The 23,234-nt window shown below is 69.6% G+C and carries 20 protein-coding genes; 13 read left to right on the top strand and 7 right to left on the bottom strand.

Going from position 1 to position 23,234, the window contains the following annotated elements:
• The first annotated feature begins 331 nt into the window (after positions 1-331).
• Positions 332-1,903, top strand: a complete 1,572-nt coding sequence (locus MZC64_RS45385; RefSeq protein ID WP_247765784.1) for a GGDEF domain-containing protein — start codon at positions 332-334, stop codon at positions 1,901-1,903.
• 68 nt (positions 1,904-1,971) lie between these two features.
• Here MZC64_RS45385 and MZC64_RS45380 read toward each other — a convergent pair whose 3' ends face one another.
• Positions 1,972-2,511, bottom strand: a complete 540-nt coding sequence (locus tag MZC64_RS45380) for a hypothetical protein (RefSeq protein WP_247765783.1) — start codon at positions 2,509-2,511, stop codon at positions 1,972-1,974.
• A 138-nt stretch (positions 2,512-2,649) separates the two neighbouring features.
• On the opposite strand from MZC64_RS45380, the gene MZC64_RS45375 reads away from it, so the two are divergent.
• From MZC64_RS45375 to MZC64_RS45345, 7 genes are read left to right on the top strand one after another with little or no spacing between them, the layout of a single operon-like run.
• The gene (locus tag MZC64_RS45375) at positions 2,650-4,155 is read left to right on the top strand and encodes an ABC transporter substrate-binding protein (protein ID WP_247765782.1); all 1,506 of its coding nucleotides are present in this window, start codon (positions 2,650-2,652) and stop codon (positions 4,153-4,155) included.
• 8 nt (positions 4,156-4,163) lie between these two features.
• Positions 4,164-5,111: an ABC transporter permease gene (locus MZC64_RS45370; protein WP_247765787.1), complete on the top strand. Its 948-nt coding sequence runs from the start codon at positions 4,164-4,166 to the stop codon at positions 5,109-5,111.
• Positions 5,108-5,935 carry an ABC transporter permease gene (locus MZC64_RS45365; protein ID WP_247765781.1) on the top strand — a complete coding sequence of 276 codons (828 nt, stop codon included), beginning with the start codon at positions 5,108-5,110 and terminating at the stop codon, positions 5,933-5,935. The genes MZC64_RS45370 and MZC64_RS45365 overlap by 4 nt, the downstream gene beginning before the upstream one ends.
• A complete protein-coding gene (locus MZC64_RS45360) occupies positions 5,932-6,756 on the top strand; it encodes an ABC transporter ATP-binding protein (protein WP_247765780.1) in 825 nt (274 codons plus the stop codon). Before MZC64_RS45365 ends, MZC64_RS45360 begins: the two co-directional genes overlap by 4 nt.
• A complete protein-coding gene (locus MZC64_RS45355; RefSeq protein WP_247765779.1) occupies positions 6,749-7,558 on the top strand; it encodes an ATP-binding cassette domain-containing protein in 810 nt (269 codons plus the stop codon). Before MZC64_RS45360 ends, MZC64_RS45355 begins: the two co-directional genes overlap by 8 nt.
• A 26-nt stretch (positions 7,559-7,584) precedes the next feature.
• Positions 7,585-8,358, top strand: coding sequence for an SDR family NAD(P)-dependent oxidoreductase (locus tag MZC64_RS45350; RefSeq protein WP_247765778.1), 774 nt, complete (start codon positions 7,585-7,587; stop codon positions 8,356-8,358).
• A gap of 14 nt (positions 8,359-8,372) precedes the next feature.
• The gene (locus MZC64_RS45345; protein WP_247765777.1) at positions 8,373-9,761 is read left to right on the top strand and encodes an amidase; all 1,389 of its coding nucleotides are present in this window, start codon (positions 8,373-8,375) and stop codon (positions 9,759-9,761) included.
• Here MZC64_RS45345 and MZC64_RS45340 read toward each other — a convergent pair.
• On the bottom strand, positions 9,758-11,092 hold the full coding sequence (locus tag MZC64_RS45340; RefSeq protein ID WP_247765776.1) for a salicylate synthase: 1,335 nt from the start codon (positions 11,090-11,092) through the stop codon (positions 9,758-9,760). The genes MZC64_RS45345 and MZC64_RS45340 overlap by 4 nt on opposite strands.
• A gap of 198 nt (positions 11,093-11,290) precedes the next feature.
• Between MZC64_RS45340 and MZC64_RS45335 the strand changes: the two genes are divergently transcribed.
• The gene (locus MZC64_RS45335; RefSeq protein ID WP_247765775.1) at positions 11,291-12,634 is read left to right on the top strand and encodes a lysine N(6)-hydroxylase/L-ornithine N(5)-oxygenase family protein; all 1,344 of its coding nucleotides are present in this window, start codon (positions 11,291-11,293) and stop codon (positions 12,632-12,634) included.
• 305 nt (positions 12,635-12,939) lie between these two features.
• Here the strand turns inward: MZC64_RS45335 and MZC64_RS45330 are convergent, their stop codons facing one another.
• Together MZC64_RS45330 and MZC64_RS45325 are read right to left on the bottom strand one after the other, a co-directional pair.
• A complete protein-coding gene (locus MZC64_RS45330) occupies positions 12,940-13,674 on the bottom strand; it encodes an ABC transporter permease (protein WP_247765774.1) in 735 nt (244 codons plus the stop codon).
• Between the two features lie 5 nt (positions 13,675-13,679).
• Positions 13,680-14,573, bottom strand: a complete 894-nt coding sequence (locus MZC64_RS45325) for an ABC transporter ATP-binding protein (RefSeq protein ID WP_247765773.1) — start codon at positions 14,571-14,573, stop codon at positions 13,680-13,682.
• Positions 14,574-14,709: 136 nt separating this feature from the next.
• Between MZC64_RS45325 and MZC64_RS49020 the strand changes: the two genes are divergently transcribed.
• From MZC64_RS49020 to MZC64_RS45305, 4 genes are all read left to right on the top strand, one after another.
• Complete coding sequence (locus tag MZC64_RS49020) at positions 14,710-15,885, top strand: histidine kinase (RefSeq protein ID WP_247765772.1); 1,176 nt, start codon at positions 14,710-14,712, stop codon at positions 15,883-15,885.
• Complete coding sequence (locus MZC64_RS45315; RefSeq protein ID WP_247765771.1) at positions 15,882-16,487, top strand: response regulator transcription factor; 606 nt, start codon at positions 15,882-15,884, stop codon at positions 16,485-16,487. The genes MZC64_RS49020 and MZC64_RS45315 overlap by 4 nt, the downstream gene beginning before the upstream one ends.
• 45 nt (positions 16,488-16,532) lie before the next feature.
• A complete protein-coding gene (locus tag MZC64_RS45310; protein ID WP_247765770.1) occupies positions 16,533-18,062 on the top strand; it encodes an amidohydrolase family protein in 1,530 nt (509 codons plus the stop codon).
• Positions 18,063-18,256: 194 nt separating this feature from the next.
• Positions 18,257-19,615 (top strand): amidohydrolase family protein, encoded by a 1,359-nt coding sequence (locus tag MZC64_RS45305; RefSeq protein WP_247765769.1) that lies wholly within the window; start codon positions 18,257-18,259, stop codon positions 19,613-19,615.
• Between the two features lie 27 nt (positions 19,616-19,642).
• On the opposite strand, the gene MZC64_RS45300 is transcribed toward MZC64_RS45305, so the two are convergent.
• From MZC64_RS45300 to MZC64_RS45290, 3 genes are read right to left on the bottom strand one after another with little or no spacing between them, the layout of a single operon-like run.
• Positions 19,643-20,521: an ECF transporter S component gene (locus MZC64_RS45300; protein WP_247765768.1), complete on the bottom strand. Its 879-nt coding sequence runs from the start codon at positions 20,519-20,521 to the stop codon at positions 19,643-19,645.
• Positions 20,518-22,122: an ABC transporter ATP-binding protein gene (locus tag MZC64_RS45295; protein ID WP_247765767.1), complete on the bottom strand. Its 1,605-nt coding sequence runs from the start codon at positions 22,120-22,122 to the stop codon at positions 20,518-20,520. Before MZC64_RS45295 ends, MZC64_RS45300 begins: the two co-directional genes overlap by 4 nt.
• The gene (locus tag MZC64_RS45290) at positions 22,119-23,234 is read right to left on the bottom strand and encodes an energy-coupling factor transporter transmembrane protein EcfT (protein WP_247765766.1); all 1,116 of its coding nucleotides are present in this window, start codon (positions 23,232-23,234) and stop codon (positions 22,119-22,121) included. The genes MZC64_RS45295 and MZC64_RS45290 overlap by 4 nt, the downstream gene beginning before the upstream one ends.

Below are 23,234 nucleotides of genomic sequence, written 5' to 3'. Positions count from 1 at the left end.
GAAGCTAAGTCCTCCAGCGCCGATGGTACTGCATGCGTGAGCGTGTGGGAGAGTAGGACGCCGCCGAACTAAATTTGAGAAGGCTTCCGGCCCCGTGGGTTCGCCCCGGGGCCGGAAGCTTTTTCGCATTTGGGCCTTGTTTGTGCCCTTTAGTGCATTGAATTCATTGACCGAAAAACGCAGAGTGCATGTTGCACATTGCCGGTCAGGGGTGCCGTTGTCACCCGATCAGGTCGACAGTTCTGGCGGCTATTACTACAGTGGTCCGGTCCCTGCATATCCGCCGCTTTAGTCGACAGCGGGAGCAATGGCCGCGCGAACGTTCCGTGTGTTGACCACGACGACCCTGGCTGGGTTGTCGTTGCTGGTGGTCGTCACCAGTTCGGGGATCTTGTCCCCCTGGGCGTCGATGATCACGGACAAGGCGTTTCAGCTGGTAGCGGCCTTGTTCGCAGTGTTCGGGTACTCCTGGACCGCCCGCGGTCGCACCGGGGTCGGCCGGCGGTGGCGGAACTGGATGGCCGCGGCGAGCATCGGGCTGGCCTTCGGGCTGGCGGCGCTGACCGTGGGCTCGATGGTCGGGATGACCCGGACAATCGCGATTGTGGCCTCCGCAGCCTTTGTGATGGCGCCATTGCTGTCCATGGCCGGGGTGGTCGAACTGGCCCGCGGTGAGCATTCCGAGGTGGCCGCGCCGGTGGCGAAGCGGCGCTACGGCGGGGCGATGCTGCTGGTGGACGCGCTGATCATCCTCGGCTCGCTGTCCTTCCTGTTCTGGGTGGCCTCGGCCATCCCCAGCGGGGCGCCCCGCTCCTGGTTCAGCAGCGGTCCCGGCATGATCACCCTGCTGGTGCACCCGGCCGCCTACGTGGTGCTGCTCGGCGTGGTCGCCACCCTGTCCCGGATCCGGCAGACCGCGCGGCAGCTGCCGGTGGTCTTCCTCAGCGTGGCCTTCGCCTGCCAATCCGCCTCCGGCTGGCTGTTCGCCTACCTGATCTCCAAGGGCACCGGGCACGTGCCACCGATCGCGGACGTCGGCTTCATGGCGGGCACCCTGATCTTCGCGCTGGCGCCGTGGGCGCCGGTGGAACGCGGGCCGGCCGGGCGCGACCCGGGCAGGTTGCAGGCCGGGGACTACCTGCACCTGGTGGTGCCGTACGTGCCACTGGTGATCACCGGCGTGTTCATCGCGATCGGCACCGCGCTGGGCATCCAACTGGGGATCTGGCAGGTCTACCTGGGGCTGTTCTGCGTCGGCCTGATCATGGCCCGCCAGCTGCTGACCTCCGCGGACAACATGCAGCTGCTCAAGCGCCTGCAGGACAGCCAGCGGCAACTCGAACATCAGGCCTACCACGACTCGCTCACCGGACTGGCTAACCGGGTCGTCTTCCGGGAACGGCTGAGCGGGGCGATCCGCAGCCGGATCGACGAGCACCGGCCGCTGATGCTGCTGTTCATCGACGTGGACGACTTCAAGGCTGTCAATGACAGGTTCGGACATGCCGCAGGGGACGCGGTATTGCGCGCGGTCGGTGAACGGCTGCGTGGTTGCGTGGTCGCCACGGACACGGTGGCGCGGCTGGGCGGGGACGAGTTCGGGGTACTGCTCGACGGCACCGACCACCCGCCGGAAGAGGTCGGCGAGCGGGTGCTGTCCGCGTTGCAGGTCCCGTACGCGATCGCCGGGCAGCAACACGTGGCCAGGGCCAGCATCGGCGTGGTGTGCCTGACCGTGTTCGAGCACGACCTGACCGCGGACAAGCTGCTCGGCCTGGCCGACGCCGCGATGTACTCGGCCAAGCGCCGCGGCAAGGGCAGGCTCATCGTGCACGGCACCGGCGTCGAGGTCACCGCCGCCGCCCCGCCCCGCACGCCGAGTTGGCCCAAGTCGCACGCCTAGTTGGCCCAACCGGGCGTCCCACTTTGCCCAACTGGGCGTGCCGGTGTGGCCAAGTGGGTGGGGGCGAGCTAGCAGCCTCCGAGGTTGACGCGGAAGGGCTCCAGCAGGCCGATCGGGGTTGACTCGCCTGGCTGGTGCAGCTCGACTGTTCGCTGTGATCGGAACGGTTCGCTGACCGGGGGGAAGGTCCGGGCGCGGCCGACCAGCTGCAGCGGGGTCGAGGTCCGCAGGTGCAGGGGCCTTCCTGAACCGGGGGAACGTTCGATGTCCACCGCGCAGTGCAGGAACAGCGCGCTCACGCCAGGGGCCTCGGCGCCGCCGGTGTCGACCAGGCTGGTGGGGGCCGAGTCCGGTTCGGTTCGGGTGATGGTCACCTTGCCGAGGTGCGGGTGATCGGCCAGCAGATGGAAGCCCAGGACGCGGAGCCGGCTGCGGCCGTCGACGGAGGCTTCGGCGCGCAGGCGCAGGCCGCCGGAGAAGAACAGCAGGACCGGGCGGAGGCCGAGTTGCAGGCCGACCCGGGGTGCGAAGGCCAGTAGCGGCACCTCGGTGCCGGGCTTCGGCGGTGTGGACCGCCGGGCGAGCTGTACTGGTGCGTTGCCCTCCACGTTCGAACCTCCCTACCCCAGTACTGACAACGCGTTCTCTGCGCAAGCTAACCCGGGATGACACACACCACCGGACTCAGTGCGGATTTGCACCCGTTGGGGGCGGCCAACGGTCGGTGAAAGCCGTAGTGTGCCGACATGCGACGATCATCCAGCGGACTGCGCGCGGTCGCGTCGCTTCTCGTCCTCAGCGTCGTTTTCGCCGGATGTTCAGCGGGTGAGTTGGCCACCGCACCGGCTGATCCGAACACCGTGAGCATCGGTTTCACCGCTGAGCCGCAGAACTTCGACTTCACCAGGACCGACGGGGCCGCCATCCCACAGGTGTTGCTCGGCAACGTCTACGAGGGTCTGGTGAAGCGAGACGAGGGGGGCCGGATCGCGCCGGGACTGGCCGAATCGTGGACGGTGAGTCCCGATCGGACGGTCTACGACTTCCGGCTGAGGCCGAATGTCCGCTTCGCGAACGGGGCGCCGTTCAGCGCCGAGGACGTGAAGTTCAGCCTGGAGCGGGTGCGCACCGACTGGGCGGTCTCCCTCAAGTCCACAATGGACGTTCTACGCCAGGTCGATGTGCTCTCCCCGCTGCACGCCAGGGTGGTGCTGAACCGGCCGAGCAACGGCTGGCTGTTCGCCATGACCGGGCGGGTGGGCGCGATGTTCACCCCGACCGGCGTCAACGAGCTGGGCACCCGGCCGGTGGGCACCGGACCGTACGAGGTGTTCTCCCGGACCAGGGGCGATTCCATCGTGCTGCGGGTCCGCGAGGGCTACTGGGGATCGCGGCCGGCCTACACCACCGTGCAGCTGAAGTACTTCCGCGATCCGACCGCGCTGAACAACGCGCTGCTGAGCAACGGCATCGACGTGATCTCCACCGTCGGCGCGCCGGACTCGATCCCGCAGTTCACCCAGGACCGCCGGTTCACCGTGCTGGAGGGCACCACCAACGGCGAGGTGGTGCTGTCCTTCAACAACCGCCGGGCGCCGCTGTCGGATGTGCGGGTGCGCCGGGCGCTGACCCACGCCATCGACCGGGCCGCGTTGCTGCGATTGGCCTGGGCCGGGCGAGGGGTGCTGATCGGCAGCATGGTCCCGCCGACCGACCCGTGGTTCGAGGACCTCACCGGCGTCACGCCCTACGATCCGGACCAGGCCCGGAAACTGCTGCGCGAGGCCGGGGTGAGCGGGCTGAACCTGACCCTGCGCATCCCGAACCTGCCGTACGCGATCTCCTCGGCCCAGGTGATCAAGTCCTACCTGGACAAGGTCGGCGTGACCGTGGGCATCGAGCCGGTGGACTTCCCCTCGGTGTGGCTCAAGCAGGTGTTCACCGAGCACGACTTCGACCTGTCCATCGTGCAGCACGTCGAGGCCCGCGACATCGACAGCTTCGGCAACCCGAACTACTACTGGGGCTACGACAACCCGGCCGTGCGCACCCAGCTGGACCGGGCCGACCAGGTCGATCCGGACACCCAGAACCGGCTGATGCGCGAGGTCGCCCGGACCATCGCCAGGGACGCGGCCGCCTGCTGGCTGTTCGTTTTCCCCAACCTGGTGGTGGCCAGGACCAAGGTGAGCGGGCTGCCGCGCAACGAGATCGGCGAGTCCTTCGAGTTCGCCCGGCTGGGCAGGCAGTGACCGCGGCGATGCTGCCGCGACTGGCCCGGCGTACGGCGATTCTGCTGGTCAGCACACTGATCGCGTCGGTGGTGGTGTTCGCCTTCCTCGCCGTGCTGCCCGGTGACCCGGCCCAGGTGGCGCTGGGCCTGAGTGCCTCGCCCGAGCTGGTCGAACAGACCCGGCGCGAGTTCGGCACCGACCGGCCGCCGGTCGCCCAGTACCTGGACTGGCTCGGCGGGTTCGTCACCGGCGAGTTCGGCCGCTCCTACGTGACCAGGGAACCGATCGGCCCGCAGCTGCTGGACCGGCTCGGCGTGACCGGATGGCTGGTCGGGGCCGGGATGCTGGTGGCGCTGCTGATCGCGGTGCCGGCCGGGGTGTACGCGGCGGTGGCGCGGCGACGGGCAGGCGGGGTCGCGGTGTCCTGGCTGAGCCAACTCGGCCTGGCCGTGCCCGGGTTCATCGCCGGCATCCTGCTGGTGCAGTTGTTCGCGGTGCGCTGGCAGCTGCTGCCCGCCGGGGGCTGGACACCGCCGGTGCGGGATCCCCTCGAATTCCTGCGCGGACTGATGCTGCCCGCGCTGGCCCTGGGCTTGGTGCAGGGTGCGGTGCTGACCAGGTATGTGCGCTCCGCGGTGCTGGACGTGTCCACAGAGGACTATCTACGGACGGCGCGGGCGAAGGGGCACACCAGGTTCAGCGCGCTGCTGCGGCACGGGCTGCGCAACGCCGCCGGACCGGTGCTCACCGTGCTCGGCCTCCAGCTCAGCACCCTGCTGATCGGCGCGGTGGTGGTGGAGCGGGTGTTCGTGCTGCCAGGACTGGGCAGCCTGCTGCTGGACGGGGTCGCGGCCAGGGACCTGCTGGTGGTGCAGAACGTGGTGATGGTGCTGGTGTGCGCGGTGCTGCTGGTCAACTTCGCGGTGGACGTGCTGCACACGGTGCTCAACCCGCGGCTGCGGCAGGCCACGTGAGCGCGCGCGAAGGCCGCTCGGCCAGCCTGTGCGCCGGGACCGTCCTCATTGGACTCGTGGGCTGCGCCGCGCTGCTGTCGCTGGTGTGGACCCCGCACGATCCGACCCTGGTGGACGCCACGCTGCGGCTGACCGGGCCGGGGCCGGAGTACTGGCTGGGCACCGACCGGTTCGGCCGGGACATCGTCAGTCAGCTCATGGTCGGCGCGCAGACCACCCTGCTCATCGGGCTGGTCTCGGTGGGCGCGGCGGCGCTGCTCGGCACCCCGCTGGGCGTGCTGGCCGCACTCGGGCCGCGCTGGCTGGACGAACTGGTGATGCGGGCCAACGACCTGCTGCTGGCCTTCCCGACCCTGTTGCTGGCCATCATGTTCGGCGCCGTCTTCGGCGCGGACACCAGCACCGCGATGATCGCCATCGGCATCGCCACCGTGCCCGGGTTCGCCCGGATCGCCAGGGCGGCCACCGCGCAGGTGCGCTCGGCCGAGTTCGTGCTGGCGGCGCGGGCCGCCGGGCGCGGACGGACCGGGATCGCGGTGCGGCACGTGCTGCCCAACATCGGCGGCCTGGTCATCGTGCAGGGCTCGGTGTCCTTCGCGATCGCGGTGCTGGCCGAGGCGGCCCTGTCCTACCTGGGCTTCGGCACCCGGCCGCCGACACCGAGCTGGGGCCGGATGCTGCAGGAGTCCCAGGAACTGCTCTCGGTGGAACCGCGGCTGGCGGTGGCGCCCGGGATCGCCATCGCGGTGGCGGTGCTGGGGTTCAACCTGCTCGGCGACGGGTTGCGGGATCGGTTCGACCCGCGGCTGGCAGGTCGCCGATGAGTGTGCTGAGGGTGGCGGAGCTGACCGTGTCCACTGTGGACCGTGCGCTGGTGCGCGGGGTGTCCTTCGAGGTGGCGCGCGGTGAGCGGGTCGGGTTGATCGGCGAGTCCGGGTCCGGCAAGACGATGACCGCGGCCGCGGTGATGGGGCTGCTGCCCGAGGGGGTGCGGGCCAGCGGGTCGGTTCGACTGTCCGGAGTGGACGATGACCTGCTCCGGCTGCGTGAGCGGGAACTGGCCAGGGTGCGCGGGCGGCGGATGGCCATGGTGTTCCAGGAGCCGATGACCGCGCTCAACCCGGCCATGCGGGTGGGCAGGCAGGTCGCCGAGACGATGACCCTGCACCGCACCAGAACCCGCCGGGCGGCCAGGGCTGCCGCGGTGGAGTTGCTCGACCAGGTGCGGCTGCCCGATCCGGCGATCACCGCGCGGGCCTACCCGCACGAACTCTCCGGCGGGCAGCGGCAGCGGGTGCTGCTGGCGATGGCGCTGGCCAACGATCCCGAGGTGCTGATCTGCGATGAGCCGACCACCGCGCTGGACGTCACCGTGCAGGCCAAGCTGCTCAGGTTGATCCGCGCGGTCACCGAGGAACGCGGCACCGCGCTGCTGTTCATCACCCACGACCTGGCCGTGGTCGCCGACATGTGCGAGCGGGTGCTGGTCATGCACGGCGGCAAGGTGGTGGACGCCGGCCCGCTGCCCGGCCTGTTCACCAGCCCCCGGCACCCCTACACCCAGGGCCTGCTGGCCGCCTCCGACCTGGAGAAACTCGACGAGCACGGGAAACTGCGCACGATCACCTGGAATGGCGATGACTGAACCCCTCATCCAGGTCCGCCACCTGCGCCGGACCTACCGGCGGGCCCGCACCTCGCTGCTGCGGCCCGGCGCCGAGATCCCGGCGCTGCGTGAACTGTCCTTCGACATCGAGTCCGGACAGCGCTTCGGCGTGGTGGGCGAATCCGGGTCGGGCAAGTCGACGCTGGTGCGGCTGCTGGCCGCGCTGGACAAACCCACCGCCGGCTTGATCCGGTTCCAGGGCAAGGAGATCACCGGACTGCCCGAGCGGCGGCTGAGGTTCCTGCGCCGGGAACTGCAACTGGTGTTCCAGGACCCGATGGGCTCGCTCAACCCGCGACTGCGGGTCGGCGACATCATTAGCGAACCTCTGGTGGTGCAACGGATCCCGGGACGCAGGGAACGGGTGGCCGAACTGCTGGCCGCGGTTGGACTGCCGGTGGACGCCGCCGACGGGTACCCGCATCAGTTCTCCGGCGGGCAGCGGCAGCGGATCTCTCTCGCCCGGGCGCTCGCGCCCAAGCCCAGCGTGCTCATCGCCGACGAACCGGTCAGCGCCCTGGATGTCTCGGTGCGGGCGCAGATCCTCAACCTGCTCGACGACCTGGTGCACCGGTACGCGCTGACCCTGGTGCTCGTCTCGCACGACCTCGGCGTGGTGCGGCACGTCTGCGACACCGTGGCCGTGCTGCGCCACGGCGACCTGGTCGAGCTGGGACCGGTGGCGAGGGTCTACGGCGCGCCCCAACAGGACTACACCGCAGGGCTGATCGCGGCCGCGCCGAGTCTGGCGCGGTCGCTGGCCCGGTTCGACCCAGAGTGATTCGGCCAGAGTGAGGAGTGTCCACAATGGACTATTCGAGCCTGTTCCGGTTGGACGGCAAGACCGCCGTGGTGCTCGGCGGCGGCAGCGGCATCGGCCGTGAGTCCGCACGGGCACTGGCCGCGCACGGGGCCAAGGTCGTGTGCGCGGACTACAACCAGGTCACCGCACGGGAAACCGCCGAACTGATCGGCCCGGCCGCCAGCGCGGTCCAGCTCGACGTGCTGGACTCCGACGCGCTGGCCAAGACCGCGGCCAGCCTCGGCCAGATCGACATCGTGGTGCTCACCGCAGCGGTCAACGTGCGCAAACGGCTGCTGGACTACACCCGCGCCGAATTCGACCGGGTGATCGCGCTGAACCTGACCGCCACCTTCGAGGTGGTGCGGGCCTTCGGCGGGGCCATGGTCGAACGCGGCAGCGGCAGCATCATCGCCTTCTCCTCGATCCGCGCGGTCACCGTGGAACCCGGGCAGGGCGCCTACGCCGCGACCAAGGCGGGCATGGTGCAGCTGCTGCGCACCGCGGCCGCGGAGTTCGGGCCCGCCGGGGTGCGGGTGAACGCGATCGCGCCCGGCGTGGTGGAGACCCCGCTGACCCAGCAGATCAAGAACAGTCCCGAGTGGTACCAGGCGTATGCCGACAAGAACGCGCTCGGCCGGTGGGCGAAACCGCAGGAGCTGGCCGGGGCGGTGGTGTACCTGGCCTCGGAGGCGGCCAGCTACGTCACCGGCTCGGTGCTCAGCGTGGACGGCGGCTGGACCGCCGTCGACGGCCGCTTCGACCCGCCGGCGAGCTGAGAGGAAACCCCGGTATGGCAACGGAACTGCCCGACCTGACCGCCGTCGAGCTGCTGGACGGCTACCGCACCGGCGACCTGTCCCCGGTGGCGGTGACCGAGGCGGTGCTCGCCCGGATCGGCGCCTGGGAACCCGACCTCCAGGCCCTCTACGCCCCCGACCCGGCCACCGCGCTGGCCCAGGCCAAAGCCGCCGAACAGCGCTGGCGGCGAGGTGAACCACAGGGTGCGCTGGACGGTGTGCCGGTCACCATCAAGGAGAACATCGCCACCGAGGGCGTGCCGGTGCCGCTGGGCACCGCGGCCACCGAACTCGCGCCCGCGCCGGTGGACGCGCCGCCCGCGGCCCGGCTGCGGGCGGCGGGCGCGGTGTTCCTGGCCAAGACCACCATGCCCGACTTCGGCATGCTCACCTCCGGCCTGTCCAGCTTCCACCCGCTCACCCGCAACCCGTGGCGGCTGGACCGCAACCCCGGCGGCTCCAGCGCGGGCGCCGCCGCGGCCGCCGCGGCCGGGTACGGGCCACTGCATGTGGGCACCGACATCGGCGGCTCGATCCGGCTGCCGGCCGGACTGTGCGGACTGGTCGGGCACAAGCCGAGTTTCGGGCGGGTGCCGGTGGATCCGCCGTTCCTGGGCCGGGTCGCCGGACCGATCACCCGCACCGTGGCCGACGCGGCACTGCTCATGTCCGTGCTCGCCCAGCCCGACGACCGCGACTACTGGAGCCTGCCGCCCGAACAGATTCCCTGGCAGCAGCTGGACATCGAGGTGAAGGGCCTGCGGATCGGGTTGCAGGAGGAGGCGGGCGCCGGACTGCCGGTCGAACCCGAGGTCCTGGCCGCGGTGCGGGCCGCGGCGGCGGCGTTCGAGGCGGCCGGGGCGATCGTCACCCCGGTGCGGCCGTTCCTCACCCAGGAGGTCCTGGACGGGCTCGATCGGTTCTGGCGCACCAGGTTCGCCGCGGACCTGGCCGGGTGGCCGCCGGAACGGATCGCGAAGATCCTGCCCTACATCAGGGACTGGGTGTTCGACGGGTCCGAAGTGGACAGTCTGGCGGTGTACCGCGGCTTCGCCCAGATGGACGTGATGAGCGCGGCGGCCACCAGGGCCTTCCGCGAGTACGACTTCGTGCTCAGCCCGGTCTGCCCGGTGGTTTCCTTCGGCGCCGAACAGGCCTCACCGGTGGACGATCCGGCGAAACCCTTCGAGCACATCGGGTTCACCGTGCCGTTCAACATGTCCGGCCAGCCCTCGCTGTCCCTCAACGCGGGTTACAGCGCGGACGGGTTGCCGATCGGCGTGCAGATCACCGGCAAACGCTTCGACGATATCGGGGTGCTGCGGCTGGCTCGCGCGTTCGAGCAGCTCCGGCCGGCACAGCGGCCCTGGCCGACGAACTAGTTGCCGCGTACCAGGTGGGGGGCGACGCTGCGGAGCTTCTCGCAGGTCTCCTCCAGCTCGCGGTCCGGATCCGACTGCTCGATGATGCCCGCCCCGGCACGCAGCCAGGTCCGGCCCGCGCGCTGGAACACCGTGCGCAGCACCAGCGCCGCGTCCAGGGTGCCGTCGCTGTCCGCGCGGAACACCGCGCCGCTGTACAGCCCGCGCGGCTCGGACTCGTGCCGGGCGATGGTCTCGTAGGCCGCGCGCTTGGGCACGCCGGTGGAGGTGACCGCGGGGAACAGCGCGGCGAAGGCTCCCCAGGGGCCCTCGCCGGCGGGCAGTTCGCCGGTCACCGTGGAGGCCAGGTGCTGGGCGCTGCCGCGCTTCTTCACCGACATGAACCCGTGCACGTCCACGCTGCCCGGCCGGCACAGCTCGGCCAGCTCGTCGTGCGCGACCTTCACCGAGATCGCGTGCTCGTAGATCTCCTTGCTGTCCCGCAACAGATCCTGTTCCAGGCGCTGGTCCTCCTCGGCGGAACCGGTCAGCGCCCTGGTCCCGGCCAGCGGCTGGGTGGTGACCCGGCCGTGCGCGTCCACTTCGAGGACCGTCTCCGGGCTGAACCCAGCGGCCCGGATCCCGCCCAGATCGAGCAGGAAGGAGCGGGCCGGGGTGTTGCGGCGGCGGCCCACCAGGTAGGTGCCTGCCAGGTCCACCGGCTGCTCCACCGGGACAACTCTGGAGAGGATGACCTTCTGCAGGCGGCCCGCCCGGATCTCCTCGATCGCACCGGCCACCGCGGCCCGGTACTGCTCCGCGCCCGCCTCGCCCAGCTCCACCGGCACCGCCTGGTACGTGGGTTCGGCGACCGGTTCGGCCAGCAGCGCGGCGACCTTGGCCAGCAGCGCAGGATCGGTGCCGGTGACCACCGCGGCGCCCTCGGTCAGCCGGGCCTCCACGGCCGGGATCACGAAGTGCAGCAAGGGATCCTCGCCCACCTGGTCCAGCAGGCCCGCGTGCGCGTAGGCGAACTCGAACCCGGCCCAGCCGTAGGCGCGCCAGCCGGTGAAGGGGAGTTGTGCGAGCAGTTCGCCGATGCGTTCCAGCGGGGTGCGCTGCCAGGGCAGGGTGCGGTGTAAGTCGCCTGCGACCAAGGTGATCTCGGTGCGGGTGACGGTGATCCGGGCCGCCGCGCCCAGCGCCACCGCGAACTCGCCGGAACGCTCGTAGAGCACGTGCGTCTCGCTCAGTCCCGCCTCGGTCAGCCGGGTCGCCACGAGCAGCGGATCGGCCACCAGATCGACCGTGAGCTGCTCGTTGTCCTGTCTGGCTGGCGCTTCGAGCGGCACCGGCGTCCTCCACCACTCAAGATCGGACGGTTCTGGTAGGCAACGCTAACTTAGGTTAGGCTAAACACCTAGCCTGGGCGGGGCGACTGTGTCGTGCGCGGCATCTGGGCGTTGTGAACTTGACAGGGGCCCGTCTGATTGTTTCGGTAAGGCTAACCTAAGTTTCCAGTGCCGTGGCTCGGCAGTGAAGGGGCAAGCGTGTCGACTGCGACCGAGGAACGAGAGAGTCCGGTCCTGGACTTCGTGGGCATTGGGTTCGGTCCGTCCAACCTCGCGCTGGCCGTGGCGATGGAGGAGCGCAACCAGCAACAGCCGGACCAACGGCAGTTGCGCGGGGTGTTCTTCGAGAAGCAGCCGCGGTTCGGCTGGCATCGCGGGATGCTGATCGAGGACACCACGATGCAGGTCTCCTTCCTCAAGGACCTGGTCACCATGCGCAACCCCACCAGCCCGCACAGCTTCCTGTGCTACCTGCAGGACAAGGGCAGGCTGGCCGACTTCATCAACCACAAGATGCTGTTCCCGACCAGGGTCGAGTTCCACGACTACCTGGAGTGGGTGGCCGGGCGGTTCGAGCACCTGGCCGAGTACGGCAGCGAGGTGGTCGAGCTGCGCCCGGTGCACACCGCCGACGGCGTGATCGACTACTTCGACGTGGTGGTGCGCAAGGACGGCGAGCTGACCGAGCACCGCGCCCGCAACATCGTGCTGGCCGCCGGGCTGCGCCCGAACCTGCCCGCGGATGCCGAGGTCTCCGAACGGGTCTGGCACAACCAGCAGTTGTTGCACCGACTGGAGGAGCTGCCCGAGTCCGCGGCCAAGCGGTTCATCGTGGTCGGCGCCGGGCAGAGCGCCGCGGAGACCACCGAGTATCTGCACCGGCGCTACGCCGACGCCCAGGTGCACGCGGTGTTCGCCCGCTACGGCTACGCGCCCGCCGATGACAGCGCCTTCGTCAACGGCATCTTCGACCCGGAGGCGGTGGACTACTTCTTCTCCGCCAGCGACGAGGTCAAGCGGATGCTGCTGAACTACCACCGCGGCACCAACTACTCCGCGGTGGACATGGACCTCATCGACCAGCTCTACGCCCGGGTGTACCAGGAGAAGGTCCGGGGTGTGCACCGCATGCACATCCACAAGATCTCCCGGCTGACCGAGGTGCACGCCACGCCGAACGGGGTCCGCGCGGTGCTGCGGTTCCTGCCCAACGGCGAGATGAGCGTGATCGAGGCCGACGTGCTGGTCTACGCCACCGGCTACCGGCCGGTGGACCCGTTGTCGCTGCTGGGCGAACTCGGCGAGCACTGCCACCGGGACGAGCGCGGCGAACTCCGGGTGGACCGGGACTACCGGGTGTCCACTCAGGACGGTGTGCGAGCCGGGATCTACTTGCAGGGCTCCACCGAGGCCAGCCACGGCATCACCTCGACCCTGCTGTCCAACACGGCGGTCCGGGTCGGGGAGATCCTGGACTCCATCCTGCTGGCCACCGAACGGCCACCGGCTGAGCTGGTCAAGGACCAGGCTGTGCCCGCCTGATCTGAAGCCCCTGAAACGGAGAACGCCCGTGCGACCCCTCCAGGCGCACGGGCGTTTCCTTGCCAGGTTCGGCCACCCCGCTGGCGAGAAGACCTGGCGCGCACTTCGACCGAGCGTTCACTAGTTGCGAAAAGGCGTGGCGCGCAGCGACACGGCGGGCCTTTCACCGGCGGCGGGGTGCCGATTTTTCGCGTTGCCTTGTCGTGCGTCCGACGCATCCGAAGCTTGCTTCGCGTGCGGCGGATGCACGACGAGGCGACTCAAGAGCGAAAAATCCCGCGCGCGGAGCGCGCCAATGTGACAGCTCAGCGCGGTTCCCAGCGGTAGAACTTTGCGGTGATCACCCCCAGCACCACCGCGGACAGCGCGATCCCGGCGGGCAGGATCAGGGCGATCTCGGACAGCTGGATGCCCGCGCCTCCACCGCCCCAGCCCTTGGCCAGCATGTCGGTCGGCCCGTTCAGCGGCATCAGCATGCCGAGGGTGCGGGCCAGGTCGGAGTCGGCGAAGGTGGCGATCATGCCGCCGAGCGCGGCGACCAGCACCGGCATCGCGGTGATCTGGGTGACCTCGACACTGGAACTGAGGCTGGCCGTGGCCGCGCCGGCGAGCAGTGCGATCGCCGCGCCGAGCAGGATGCCGCCCAGGGCCAGCAGCGGGTTCTCCGGCAGTGGGGCGCCGATGGCCACGCAGAAGGCCAGGTAGCCCAGCATCTGCGCCAGGGTGACCACGATCAGCGGGGTGACCATGCCGGCGATCAGGGCCGCGTCGGTGATCTCCGCGGTGCGCATCCGCTTGAGCACCAGGGACTGGCGGCGGGCGGTGAACACCGTGGTGCTGACCAGGAAGGTGGACACCAGCAGCACGATCATGAAGCTGTGCGCGAACATCGAGCCCCAGCCGGCCGCGGTGTCCGGCCGGTCGTTGGAATAGGCCACCACGCACATCGCCACCGGCACCCCCAGCACCGATGCCGCGTTGATCTTCTTGCGCAGCAGCAACTTCAGCTCGGTCAGGCCGAGCAACACAGCGGCACGCATGCCGGTCATCCCTTCTCCGACGTCGCGAGGAAGACCTCGTGCAGTGAGGCCGGGCTCGCGTTGAGGTTCTCCAGCTCCAGCCGGTGCTGGCCGGCCCAGTTCAGCAGGGTGGTGAGATCCGTTTGCAGGGCAAGGGTTTCCACCCTGACCCGGTGACCGTCCACTGTGGCCGAGCCGTGCAGTGGCGGCAGGGCAGGGGCGTGCGGGGGCAGGTCGGCGGTGATGGTGGCCGGGCGACCGGAGAGCACCTCGTGCAGCGTGCCGGAGATCTGCGCGATCCCGTTGTGCATGATGGTCACCTGGTCGGCCAGCGCCTCGGCCTCCTCCAGGTAGTGCGTGGTCAGCAGGATGGTGCTGCCGGACTCCTTCAGCTCCCCGACCCTGGCCCAGAGCCGTTGCCGGGACTCGGGGTCCAGGCCGGTGGTCGGCTCGTCCAGCACCACGAGTTCGGGCGCGCCCCAGGTGGAGATGGCGAAGTCCAGCCGCCGCCGCTCACCGCCGGAGAGCTTGTCCACCTGGACATCCGACCGGTGCGAAAGGTCCACTCTGGACAGTGCGGTGGCCACCTTGTCGGTGCGGCTGGACAGGCGTTGCCACAGTCGCAGGGTCTCGGCCACGGTCAGTTCCTCGATCAGCCCCGCGTTCTGCAGCATCACCCCGGTCCGGGCCTGCACCTGGTAGCGGTCGGCGTGCGGGTCCAGCCCGAGCACCCGGACCCGGCCCTGAGCGGGCTTGCGGAAGCCCTCGATCACCTCCAGGGTGGTGGTCTTGCCTGCCCCGTTGGTGCCCAGCAGGGCGAAGGTCTCGCCGCGGCGTACGGTGAAGTCGATCCCGCGCACCGCGGCGAACTCGCCGTAGCGATAGTGGAGGTCCTCGACCTCGATCACGTTGCCGTTCATGAGGGCAAAGTTAGGGATCCGGCGGACACGCGGGCAGTGTGCGATGTCAGGGGGTGGCATGACGGGTGTCGTCTCCGGGCATGACAGGTGTCATCTCCTGGGCGGCGCGAACGCCGCGCGCTGCTAGTTTTGGCTGGTGACGGCCATCAAGGAGCAGGAGTCGGCGTCAGCCGCGGCGCTGGAGCACCTCCGGAAGTACTGCCGGGACGCCCTCTACGGCGGCGCCGGCCTGGCGGTGCTGTTCCCGTTGCTGTCCCTGCTGAACTCCCCGGAGCTGAGCCCGGTCCGGGTGGCGGTCCTGCTCGTGGGCTGGGCGACGTTCAACGTGCTCTTCCTGCCCGGCGCGCTGCGGCTGCTGCGCGATCCGTGGCGAGTGCGGCCGCTGCGTTCCGGGGTGCCGTTGCTGGCGCTCGGGCTGGCGCTCACGTTGCTGGCCCTGGTGTGGGGCGCCGTCGGGATGTTCTGGGCGGTGCTGCCCGGTCTGGCCTGCGCGGAGTTGCTGCTCAACCGGTCGGTCCGGTACGTGTGGCCGCTGACCGGGGTGCTCTCCGCGGTCTTCGCGGGGCTGGCGCTGCTGGCCAACGCGACGGCGGGCGTGCCGGACCTGGGCCGCCAGGTGATCATGTCGGTGGTGCTGCTCGGGGTGACCTGCTACCTGCAGGAGACCACCGCGCGACTGTGGCGGTCCAGCCGGGAGCTGGACAACGCGCGGCTGGCCGCGGCCGAACTGGCCGCCACCAAGGAACGGTTGCGGCTGTCCCAGGACCTGCACGACATCCTCGGGCACGCGCTGGAAGTGGTGTCGTTGAAGAGTGAGCTGGCCGCCCGACTGTCCACTGTGGATACCCAGCGGGCGCACGACGAGATGGTGGAGGTGCAGGAGCTGGCGCGCGGGGCGTTGCAGGACGTGCGGACACTGGCGCACGCGCAGCGCGGCACCGATCTGGTGGGTGAGCTGGCCGGGGCGCGGAAACTGCTGGCCTCGGCGGAGATCCGGTGCGAGGTGGACGCGCGGCCGGAGGAGTTGTCCGCGGCGCAGCGGGAGTTGTTCGGCTGGGTGTTGCGGGAGGCGGTGACCAACCTGCTGCGGCACGCCGACGCCCGCCGGTGCTGGATCACCCTTGCCGGGCAAGGGGAATCGGTGGTGCTGCGGGTGGGCAACGACGGGGTGCTGGACGCGGGGGAGTGGGGATCGGGGCTGGCCGGACTGGCGGCGCGGATCAGCGGGGGCGGCGGCGAGTTCAGCGCGGTGGCGCGGGACGGGGAGTTCGTGGTGACCGCGAGCCTGCCGAAGCCGGCGGTGACCCGGTGATCAAGGTGGTGCTGGTCGACGACGAGCGGCTGACCCGGCAGGCGGTGGCCGCGTTGCTGGGCCTGGAACCGGATCTGACCGTGGTCGCCGATGTCTCCGACGGGTTGCAGGGCCTGGCCGCGGTGGCCGAGCACGGGCCGGATGTGGTGGTGCTGGACGTGGAGATGCCGGGGCTGGACGGGCCCGCGGTGGCCGCCCGGCTGGCGCGGGAGTTCCCGGCGGTGCGGGTGGTGATGCTGACCCGGCATGCCCGGCCCGGGGTGTTGCGGCAGTCGTTGTCGTTGGGGGCCAAGGGGTTCCTGGCCAAGAATGCCCCGGCTTCGTTGCTGGCCGAGGTGATCCGGCGGGTGCACGCGGGTTTGCGGTACGTGGACCCGGAGTTCGCCGCGGACGCGCTGGCCGAGGCGGACTGCCCGCTGACCGAGCGGGAGCTGGACGTGCTGCGGCAGGTGCACGACACCGCGACCGCGGCCGATATCGCGGCCGCGGTGCACCTGTCCGCGGGCACGGTGCGTAACTACGTGTCCTCGGCGATGGCCAAACTGGGGGCGCGGACCAGGGCGGAGGCGGCCCGGATCGCCCGGGAGCACGGCTGGCTGTGAAATTGGGGGTGACTTGCCCCAGGGGGATGGGGCCATCATGGGGTCATGACCAAACTGGGGGTCAACCGACGTGAGTTCATGAGCTGGATGTCCAGGAGCGGGGTCGCCCTCGCCGCTGCTGGAGGACTGTGGCCGGCGCTGGCCGGTTCGGCCGGTGCGGACACGGTGCAGGTGACCGTGTTGCGCGGGGCCACCCTGATCGACGCGACCGGTGCCGCGCCCTGCCCGGACTCGACCGTGGTGCTGGTGGCGGATCGGATCGTCGCGGTTGGCGGCGCCGGCCTGGCCGCACCGGCTGGGGCCACGATCATCGACCTGCGCGGCAAGTACCTGCTGCCCGGGTTCTGGGACATGCACACGCACCTGATGCAGTTGCGCACCATCGTGCCCAAGTCGCACCTCGTGTACGGGGTCACCGGGGTGCGGGAGATGTGGGGGCTGCCCGAATCGCACCAGGCCCGGCGGGAGTTCGAGGCCGGGACCGCGCTTGGGCCGCGCATGGTCATCGGCAGCGCGATCATCGACGGGCCCGCGTCCTTCTATGGCAGGGGCATGCTGATCGTGCGCACCGAGGCGGAGGCGCGGGCCGCGGTCCGGGCCGAGCACGCCAAGGGCGCGGAGTTCGTCAAGGTGTATCAGATGCTCACGCCCGAGCTGCTGACCGCGATCGCGGACGAGGCGGAGAAACTGGGACTGCGCATTGCCGGGCACCTGCCGGATTTTGTGCCGGTGGACGCGGCGCTGGTGTTGCGGCAGAAGTCCTACGAGCACATGTTCGGGTTCCTGTTCAGCACTTCGCGGGAGGAGGCTGAGTACCGGCGGAAGATCGCGGAGTTGCCGTTTGATCCGGCGGCTTCGTATCCGTGGTTCCGGGCGGTGCGGGAGTTGGAACGGCAGGCCGGGGACTCGTTCAGTCCGGCTAAGGCGGTCGCGCTGGCGCGGAAGATGCGGGAGCGGGATGGCTGGTTGTCGCCGACGTTGCGGGTGCTGCACATGGTGACCTCGCCGAAGGAGACCTTTGCCGGGGATGAGCGGATGAAGTACCTGCCGCCGTTCTACAAGGAGTCCTGGGCGAATGGGGCGGCCGGGTGGGCGCCGGTGACGCCGGAGCAGATCGCGCAGCAGCGGGAGTTCTACGAGCGGCAGCTGCGGTTGGTGGGGATCCTGCACAAGGCCGGGGTTGGCGTGATCGGCGGGACGGACTGCGGGAATCCGTACTGTTTCCCGGGTTCTGGGTTGCATGACGAGCTGGAGCGGATGGTCGCGGCCGGATTGTCGCCGATGGCGGCCTTGCAGACGGTGACCCGGGATGCGGCCCGGTATGTGGGGCTGGCTTCGTCGGTGGGGACGGTGTCGGTGGGGAAGAAGGCGGATCTGCTGGTGCTGGACGCGGATCCGTTGGCCTCGATCGCGAATACCCGGCGGATTCACTCGGTGGTCAGCCGGGGGCGCGTTTTCGGGCCTGCGGATCGGGTGCGGTTGCTGGGGGAGATTGAGCAGGCCGCGCTGGAGTTCCAGCCGCCGACGGCTGGGGCTCGGAGTGCGGCCGTGGTGATGCCCGGGAGTTGTTGCTGACACTTCTGGGTGGCGAGGCTTGAACTTGACGTTACGTCAGGGTGCAGGCTGCGGGCATGAGTGAGAACGGGACGAGTCGCCGGGAGTTCCTAGGGTGGCTCAGTGGGATCGGGGCGGCCGCGGTGGCCGGGAGCTGGTTGGGCTCAGGGGTGGCCGCGGCCGCTGATTCTGTTGCGGTGCAGGTGTTGCGTGGGGTGACGCTGGTGGACACCGGTGCTTCCTCCGTGCGCCGGGATGCCACGATGGTGTTGGGGGACGGGCGGATTCTCGCGGTGGGTGGGCGGGAGCTGCCGTTGCCGGCGGGGGCGGAGGTGTTTGATCTGCCTGGGAAGTATGTGATTCCGGGGTTGTGGGACATGCACGTGCATGGGGCCTACCTGGAGAAGATCACCTTGCCGTTGTGCCTGTTGCACGGGGTGGTGGGATTCCGGGAGATGTGGGGGTTCCCGCAGCACCACGACCTGCGGCGGCGGATCGAGGCCGGGGAGGTTTTCGGTCCTCGGTTGATTATCGGGAGCGCCATTATCGACGGGCCGGATTCGGTGTTGCCGATGTCGCTGATCGTGCGGACGCCGGAGCAGGCGCGGCAGGCCGTGCGGGATTCGGTGGCCGGTGGGGCGGATTTTGTGAAGGTGTATCCGTTCCTGGATCGGGTGTTGTTGCGGGCGGTGGCGGAGGAGTGCCGGGTTTTGGGGGTGCGGTTCGCCGGGCACGCTTCGGATCATGTGTCGATGAGTGAGTCGAGTTCGCTGGGGCAGCGGACTTTTGAGCACATGTACGGGTTGTCGCTGGCGACGAGTACGCGGGAGGGGGAGTTGCGGCGGCGGATCGCGGGGATGCCGTTGGATCCGGCGGATCCCTTTGTGTGGTTCAAGGGGGTGCGGGAGATCGAGCGGGAGGCTGCTGCTTCGTACAGCGCGGCCAAGGCTCGGGTGCTCGCGCATCAGTTGCGGCGCAATGGTTCCTGGCAATCTCCTACGTTGGTTGCGATGCGGGTCTACTCCTCGCCGGCGGAGGAGTTCGCGGGGGATGAGCGGATGAAATACCTGCCGCCGTTTTACAAGGAGTACTGGGCGGGGCAGTTGGCTCGGTGGGCTCCGGTGACGGCGGCGGAGATTCGGCAGCAGCGGGAGTACTTCGCGGCCCGGCTACGGATGGTGGCGGAGCAGCATCGGTTCGGGGTGGGGACGCTGCTGGGTACTGATGCGGGGAATCCTTATGTGTTTCCCGGGTTTTCGGTGCATGAGGAGCTGGAGTTGCTGGTGCGGGCCGGGTTGTCGCCGATGGATGCGTTGCGGGCCGGGACTTCGGAGGTGGCTCGGTTCCTGGGGGAGGCGGAAGGGGCTGGGACTTTGCGGGTTGGGCAGCGGGGGGATGTTGTTGTGCTGGATGGGGATCCGTTGGCTTCGATTACGAACACGCGGCGGATTCACCTGGTGGCGACGCGGGGGCGGGTGATCACCGCGGCGGATCGGGTGCGGATGCTGGCGGAGGTGGAGAAGGCCGCGTTGGAGCCGCCGGTGGGGGGCGCTGCGCGCGTCGCGTGTTGCTGAGCGGTCGAGTTGGCCCAAGTCGTACGCCTAGTTGGGCAAACTGGGCGTCCCACTTTGGCCAACTGGGCGGTCGGTGAAGGTGACGGGGGCGTCGAAGGCTGCTCGCCTGGAGGCTCGGCGTAGTACGGCCAGCACCGCGTGGCCGGTGAGCAGGATGGCGATGGTGTTGGTGATGGCTCTGCCGGTGTCCCAGCCGAAGCTGGAGGTGATGAGGGTGAAGATGAAGAAGCGGTGCAGGTTGTCGGCCAGGGGGGCGCCGGGGATGTAGCCGAGCTGGGTGTCGATGGTGGCGGTGAAGGGCCAGAACCACATGTTCATCACGAAGCCGAAGGCGTAGGCGGCGAAGATGCCGTAGCCGATGAGCATGGCTATTTCCCAGCGGCCCTTGACTTTGCGGGGGAGCAGTCCGGCGCCCAGGCCGATCCAGGAGCTGGCGATCATTTGGAAGGGGAGCCAGGGGCCTACGCCCGCGGTGAGCAGGGCGGAGGCGAACAGGGAGGTGGAGCCCAGGACGAAGCCGAAGCCGGGGCCGAAGACCCGGCCGGCCAGGACCAGGAGGAAGAAGACGGTTTCGATGCCTGCGGTGCCTGCGCCGAGGGGACGGAGGGCGGCGTTGATGGCGGAGAGGACGCCGAGCATGGCCAGGGCTTTGGTGTCCATGCCGCCGGTGGTGATTTCGGCCAGGATGATCGCGAGCAGGACGGGGAGGGCGATCAGGAAGATCAGGGGGGCGTCGTTGCTGTGCGCGATGGCTTCCGGCTGGGCGATGGCGAAGAGGGGCCAGAGGAACATGGCCAGGCCCGCGAGGGAGGCGATGGTGAGGACCAGGGCGGTGCGGGGGCTGACACGGAGGGCCCGCGGGTCGAGGGTGGGCGTCAGCTTCGCGGGCTTGGGTTGTGTGGTCATGACAGGGCCTCGGCTACTTCGGCGACCGTCAACCAGGGCTGGGGGTTGAGGATTTTGGCTACCTGGGGGGCGAAGGCGGGGCTGGCGATGATGATGTCGGCGGTGGGGCCGTCGGCGACGATTTCGCCTTCTGCCATGACGGTTACCCGATCTGCTGTGTTGGCAACGAGTTCTACGTCGTGGGTGGCTATTACGACGGTTCGGCCTTCGTTGGCCAGGGTGCGGATGAGGGTGGCGAACTCTTTTTTGGCGGTGTAGTCCAGGCCTCGGGTGGGTTCGTCGAGGAGGATTACGTTGGGGGCCGCGGTGAGTTGGATGGCCAGGACCAGGGCGAGACGTTGGCCTTCGGAGAGGTCTCGGGGGTGGGTGGTGTCCTGGATGTTGGGGGCCAGGCGGTTCAGGATGGTGCGGCAGGTGCCTTGGGGGGACTGGCTTTCCTGGTCGGCTTCGGCGCATTCGGCGGCGACGGTTTCCAGGTAGAGCAGGTCGCCGGGGGTTTGCGGGACCAGGCCGACCAGGGACCGGGCGGTGGCGGCGGAGACGGTGCGGGGGTCTTGGTTGTTGACCGAGACGGTGCCGCTTTGGCGGGGGCCGGAGCCTTGCAGGGCCCAGAGCAGTGAGGATTTGCCGGAGCCGTTTCGGCCCATGAGGGCGAGGATCTGGCCCTGGTGGAGGGAGATGGTCAGTTCGCGGACGGCGATTACCTGGCCGTAGCGGACGGTGATGTTGTTGGCGGAGAGGGTGGCTGGGGAGTGGGTTTGGGTTCTGCCTTGGGTGGGTTGGGGTTTGTCGGCTAGTTGGGCTCGGAGGGGGGCTGCTTGGCGGCGGGCGTCCCGGATGGAGAGGGGGAGGGGGGACCAGCCTGCGAGGCGGCCTAGTTCGACCACGGGGGGTGCGATGGTGGTGGATTGCAGGAGGGTGGCCGGCGGGCCTTGTTCGAGGGTTTTGTTGCCGGGTAGGTGGATTAGCTGGTCCGCGTATTGGACTACGCGTTCCATCCGGTGTTCGGCTACCACGACGGTGACGCCCAGGTCGTGGACCAGGCGGGTGATGGCGGCCAGGACGTCTTCGGCCGCGGTGGGGTCCAGGGCTGAGGTGGGTTCGTCGAGGACGAGTACCCGGGGGTGGGTGGTGAGGACGGAGCCGATGGCCACTCGTTGTTGCTGGCCGCCGCTGAGAGTCCTTAGTGGACGGTTGCGGAGTTCGGCGATGCCGAGGAGGTCGAGGGTTTCCTCTACTCGTTTGCGCATGACTTCTGGCGGGATGGCCAGTTGTTCCATGCCGTAGGCGAGTTCTTCCTCGACGGTGTCGGTGACGAAGCCGGCCAGGGGGTCCTGGCCTACGACTCCGACCAGGTGGGCCAGGTCTCGGGGTTTGTGGGTTCTGGTGTCCAGGCCGTTGATGGTGACCCGGCCGCGCAGGGTGCCGCCGGTGAAGTGCGGGACCAGGCCGTTGATGGCGCCAAGGAAGGTGGACTTGCCGGTGCCGGTGCGGCCGGTGACCAGGCAGAGTTCGCCCTCGCCGATTTCCAGGTCCACTGTGGACAGTGTGGGTTCGCTGGCGCCTGCGTACTGGATGGAGACCTGCTCGAACCTGATCACCGGTGTTGCTCCGTGGTGGGTGGGGGTGGGCTGAGCCAGGCGGGCAGCACGGCGATGAGCACACCGAGGGTGGGCAGGACGGACAGTTCGGGCCAGGCCAGCGGGTTCAGCGAGGGGTAGAGGTTGGCCGGGTCGACCGCGCCGGTGAGGAAGAGCAGGGCGCCCGCGGTGATGCCGGTGGCGGCGACCAGGATTTCCGGCAGGTGCCAGTGGTCGGGGCGGTAGATGCTGCGCTGGACTCGTTTGCCGCCGATGACGAAACCCGTTGCGGCGATGGCGAGTCCGCCCACCAGGAAGGGCAGGCCGAGGGCCCGGGGTGTGGTGCCGTCGAGGAGGCCGTAGACGCCGACGCAGACGCCGGAGAGGCCGAGTAGTACCAGGGTGCCGGTGAGCAGGCGGGATCTGGGGCTCGCGGTGCCGCGGCGGCCGTAGCCGCGGGAGTCCATCGCGGCGGCCAGCAGCAGCGAGCGGTCCAGGGCGTCGGCCAGGACCGGGATGACGATGCCGCGCAGGGCGCGCATGCCGCGTTGCCTGCCACCACGCAGGCGGCGGGCGCGGCGGACCCGGTGCACGCTCTCAATCAGTTGCGGGGCCACGGAAAGGGCGACCACGACGGCCGAGCCGACCTCATACAGGGCGCCGGGGACGGCTTTGAGCATGCGTTTGGGGTTGGCCAGGGCGTTGGCGGCGCCCAGGCAGATCAGCATGGTGGCCAGGCGCAGGCCGTCGTAGAGGCCGCCCAGCAGTTGTTCGGCGGCCACCGGGCCGAACAGGCGGATGCCCGCGACCAGTTCGGGCAGCACGATCTGCGGCAGGGTGAACAGGACCGTCTCGCCCTGGCCGCCGCCGAAGATGATCCGGAACAGCACCCGCATCAGGATGATGAACGCGCCGAACATCAGGTACATCCGGAAGGCCAGCGCCCAGGGCGCGTTGCCGCGGCGGCTGACCACCACGTATCCGGCCACGGCCAGGATCATGATCAGCAGCAGCGGGTTGGTGGTGCGGCCGGCCGCGGTGGCCAGGCCCAGCGCCCACACCCACCACGCGCCGGGATGGAGGGTGCGGGGCAGCCGGGCGGACAGCCGCGTCACGGCTTGGGTCAGGGTCAC

The organism is Crossiella sp. S99.2, from assembly GCF_023094165.1.
In the GTDB taxonomy this organism is placed as follows: Bacteria; Actinomycetota; Actinomycetes; order Mycobacteriales; family Pseudonocardiaceae; genus Crossiella.
The sequence above is the reverse complement of the archived record's forward strand: the minus strand, read 5'-3'. Positions and strand labels throughout refer to the sequence as shown.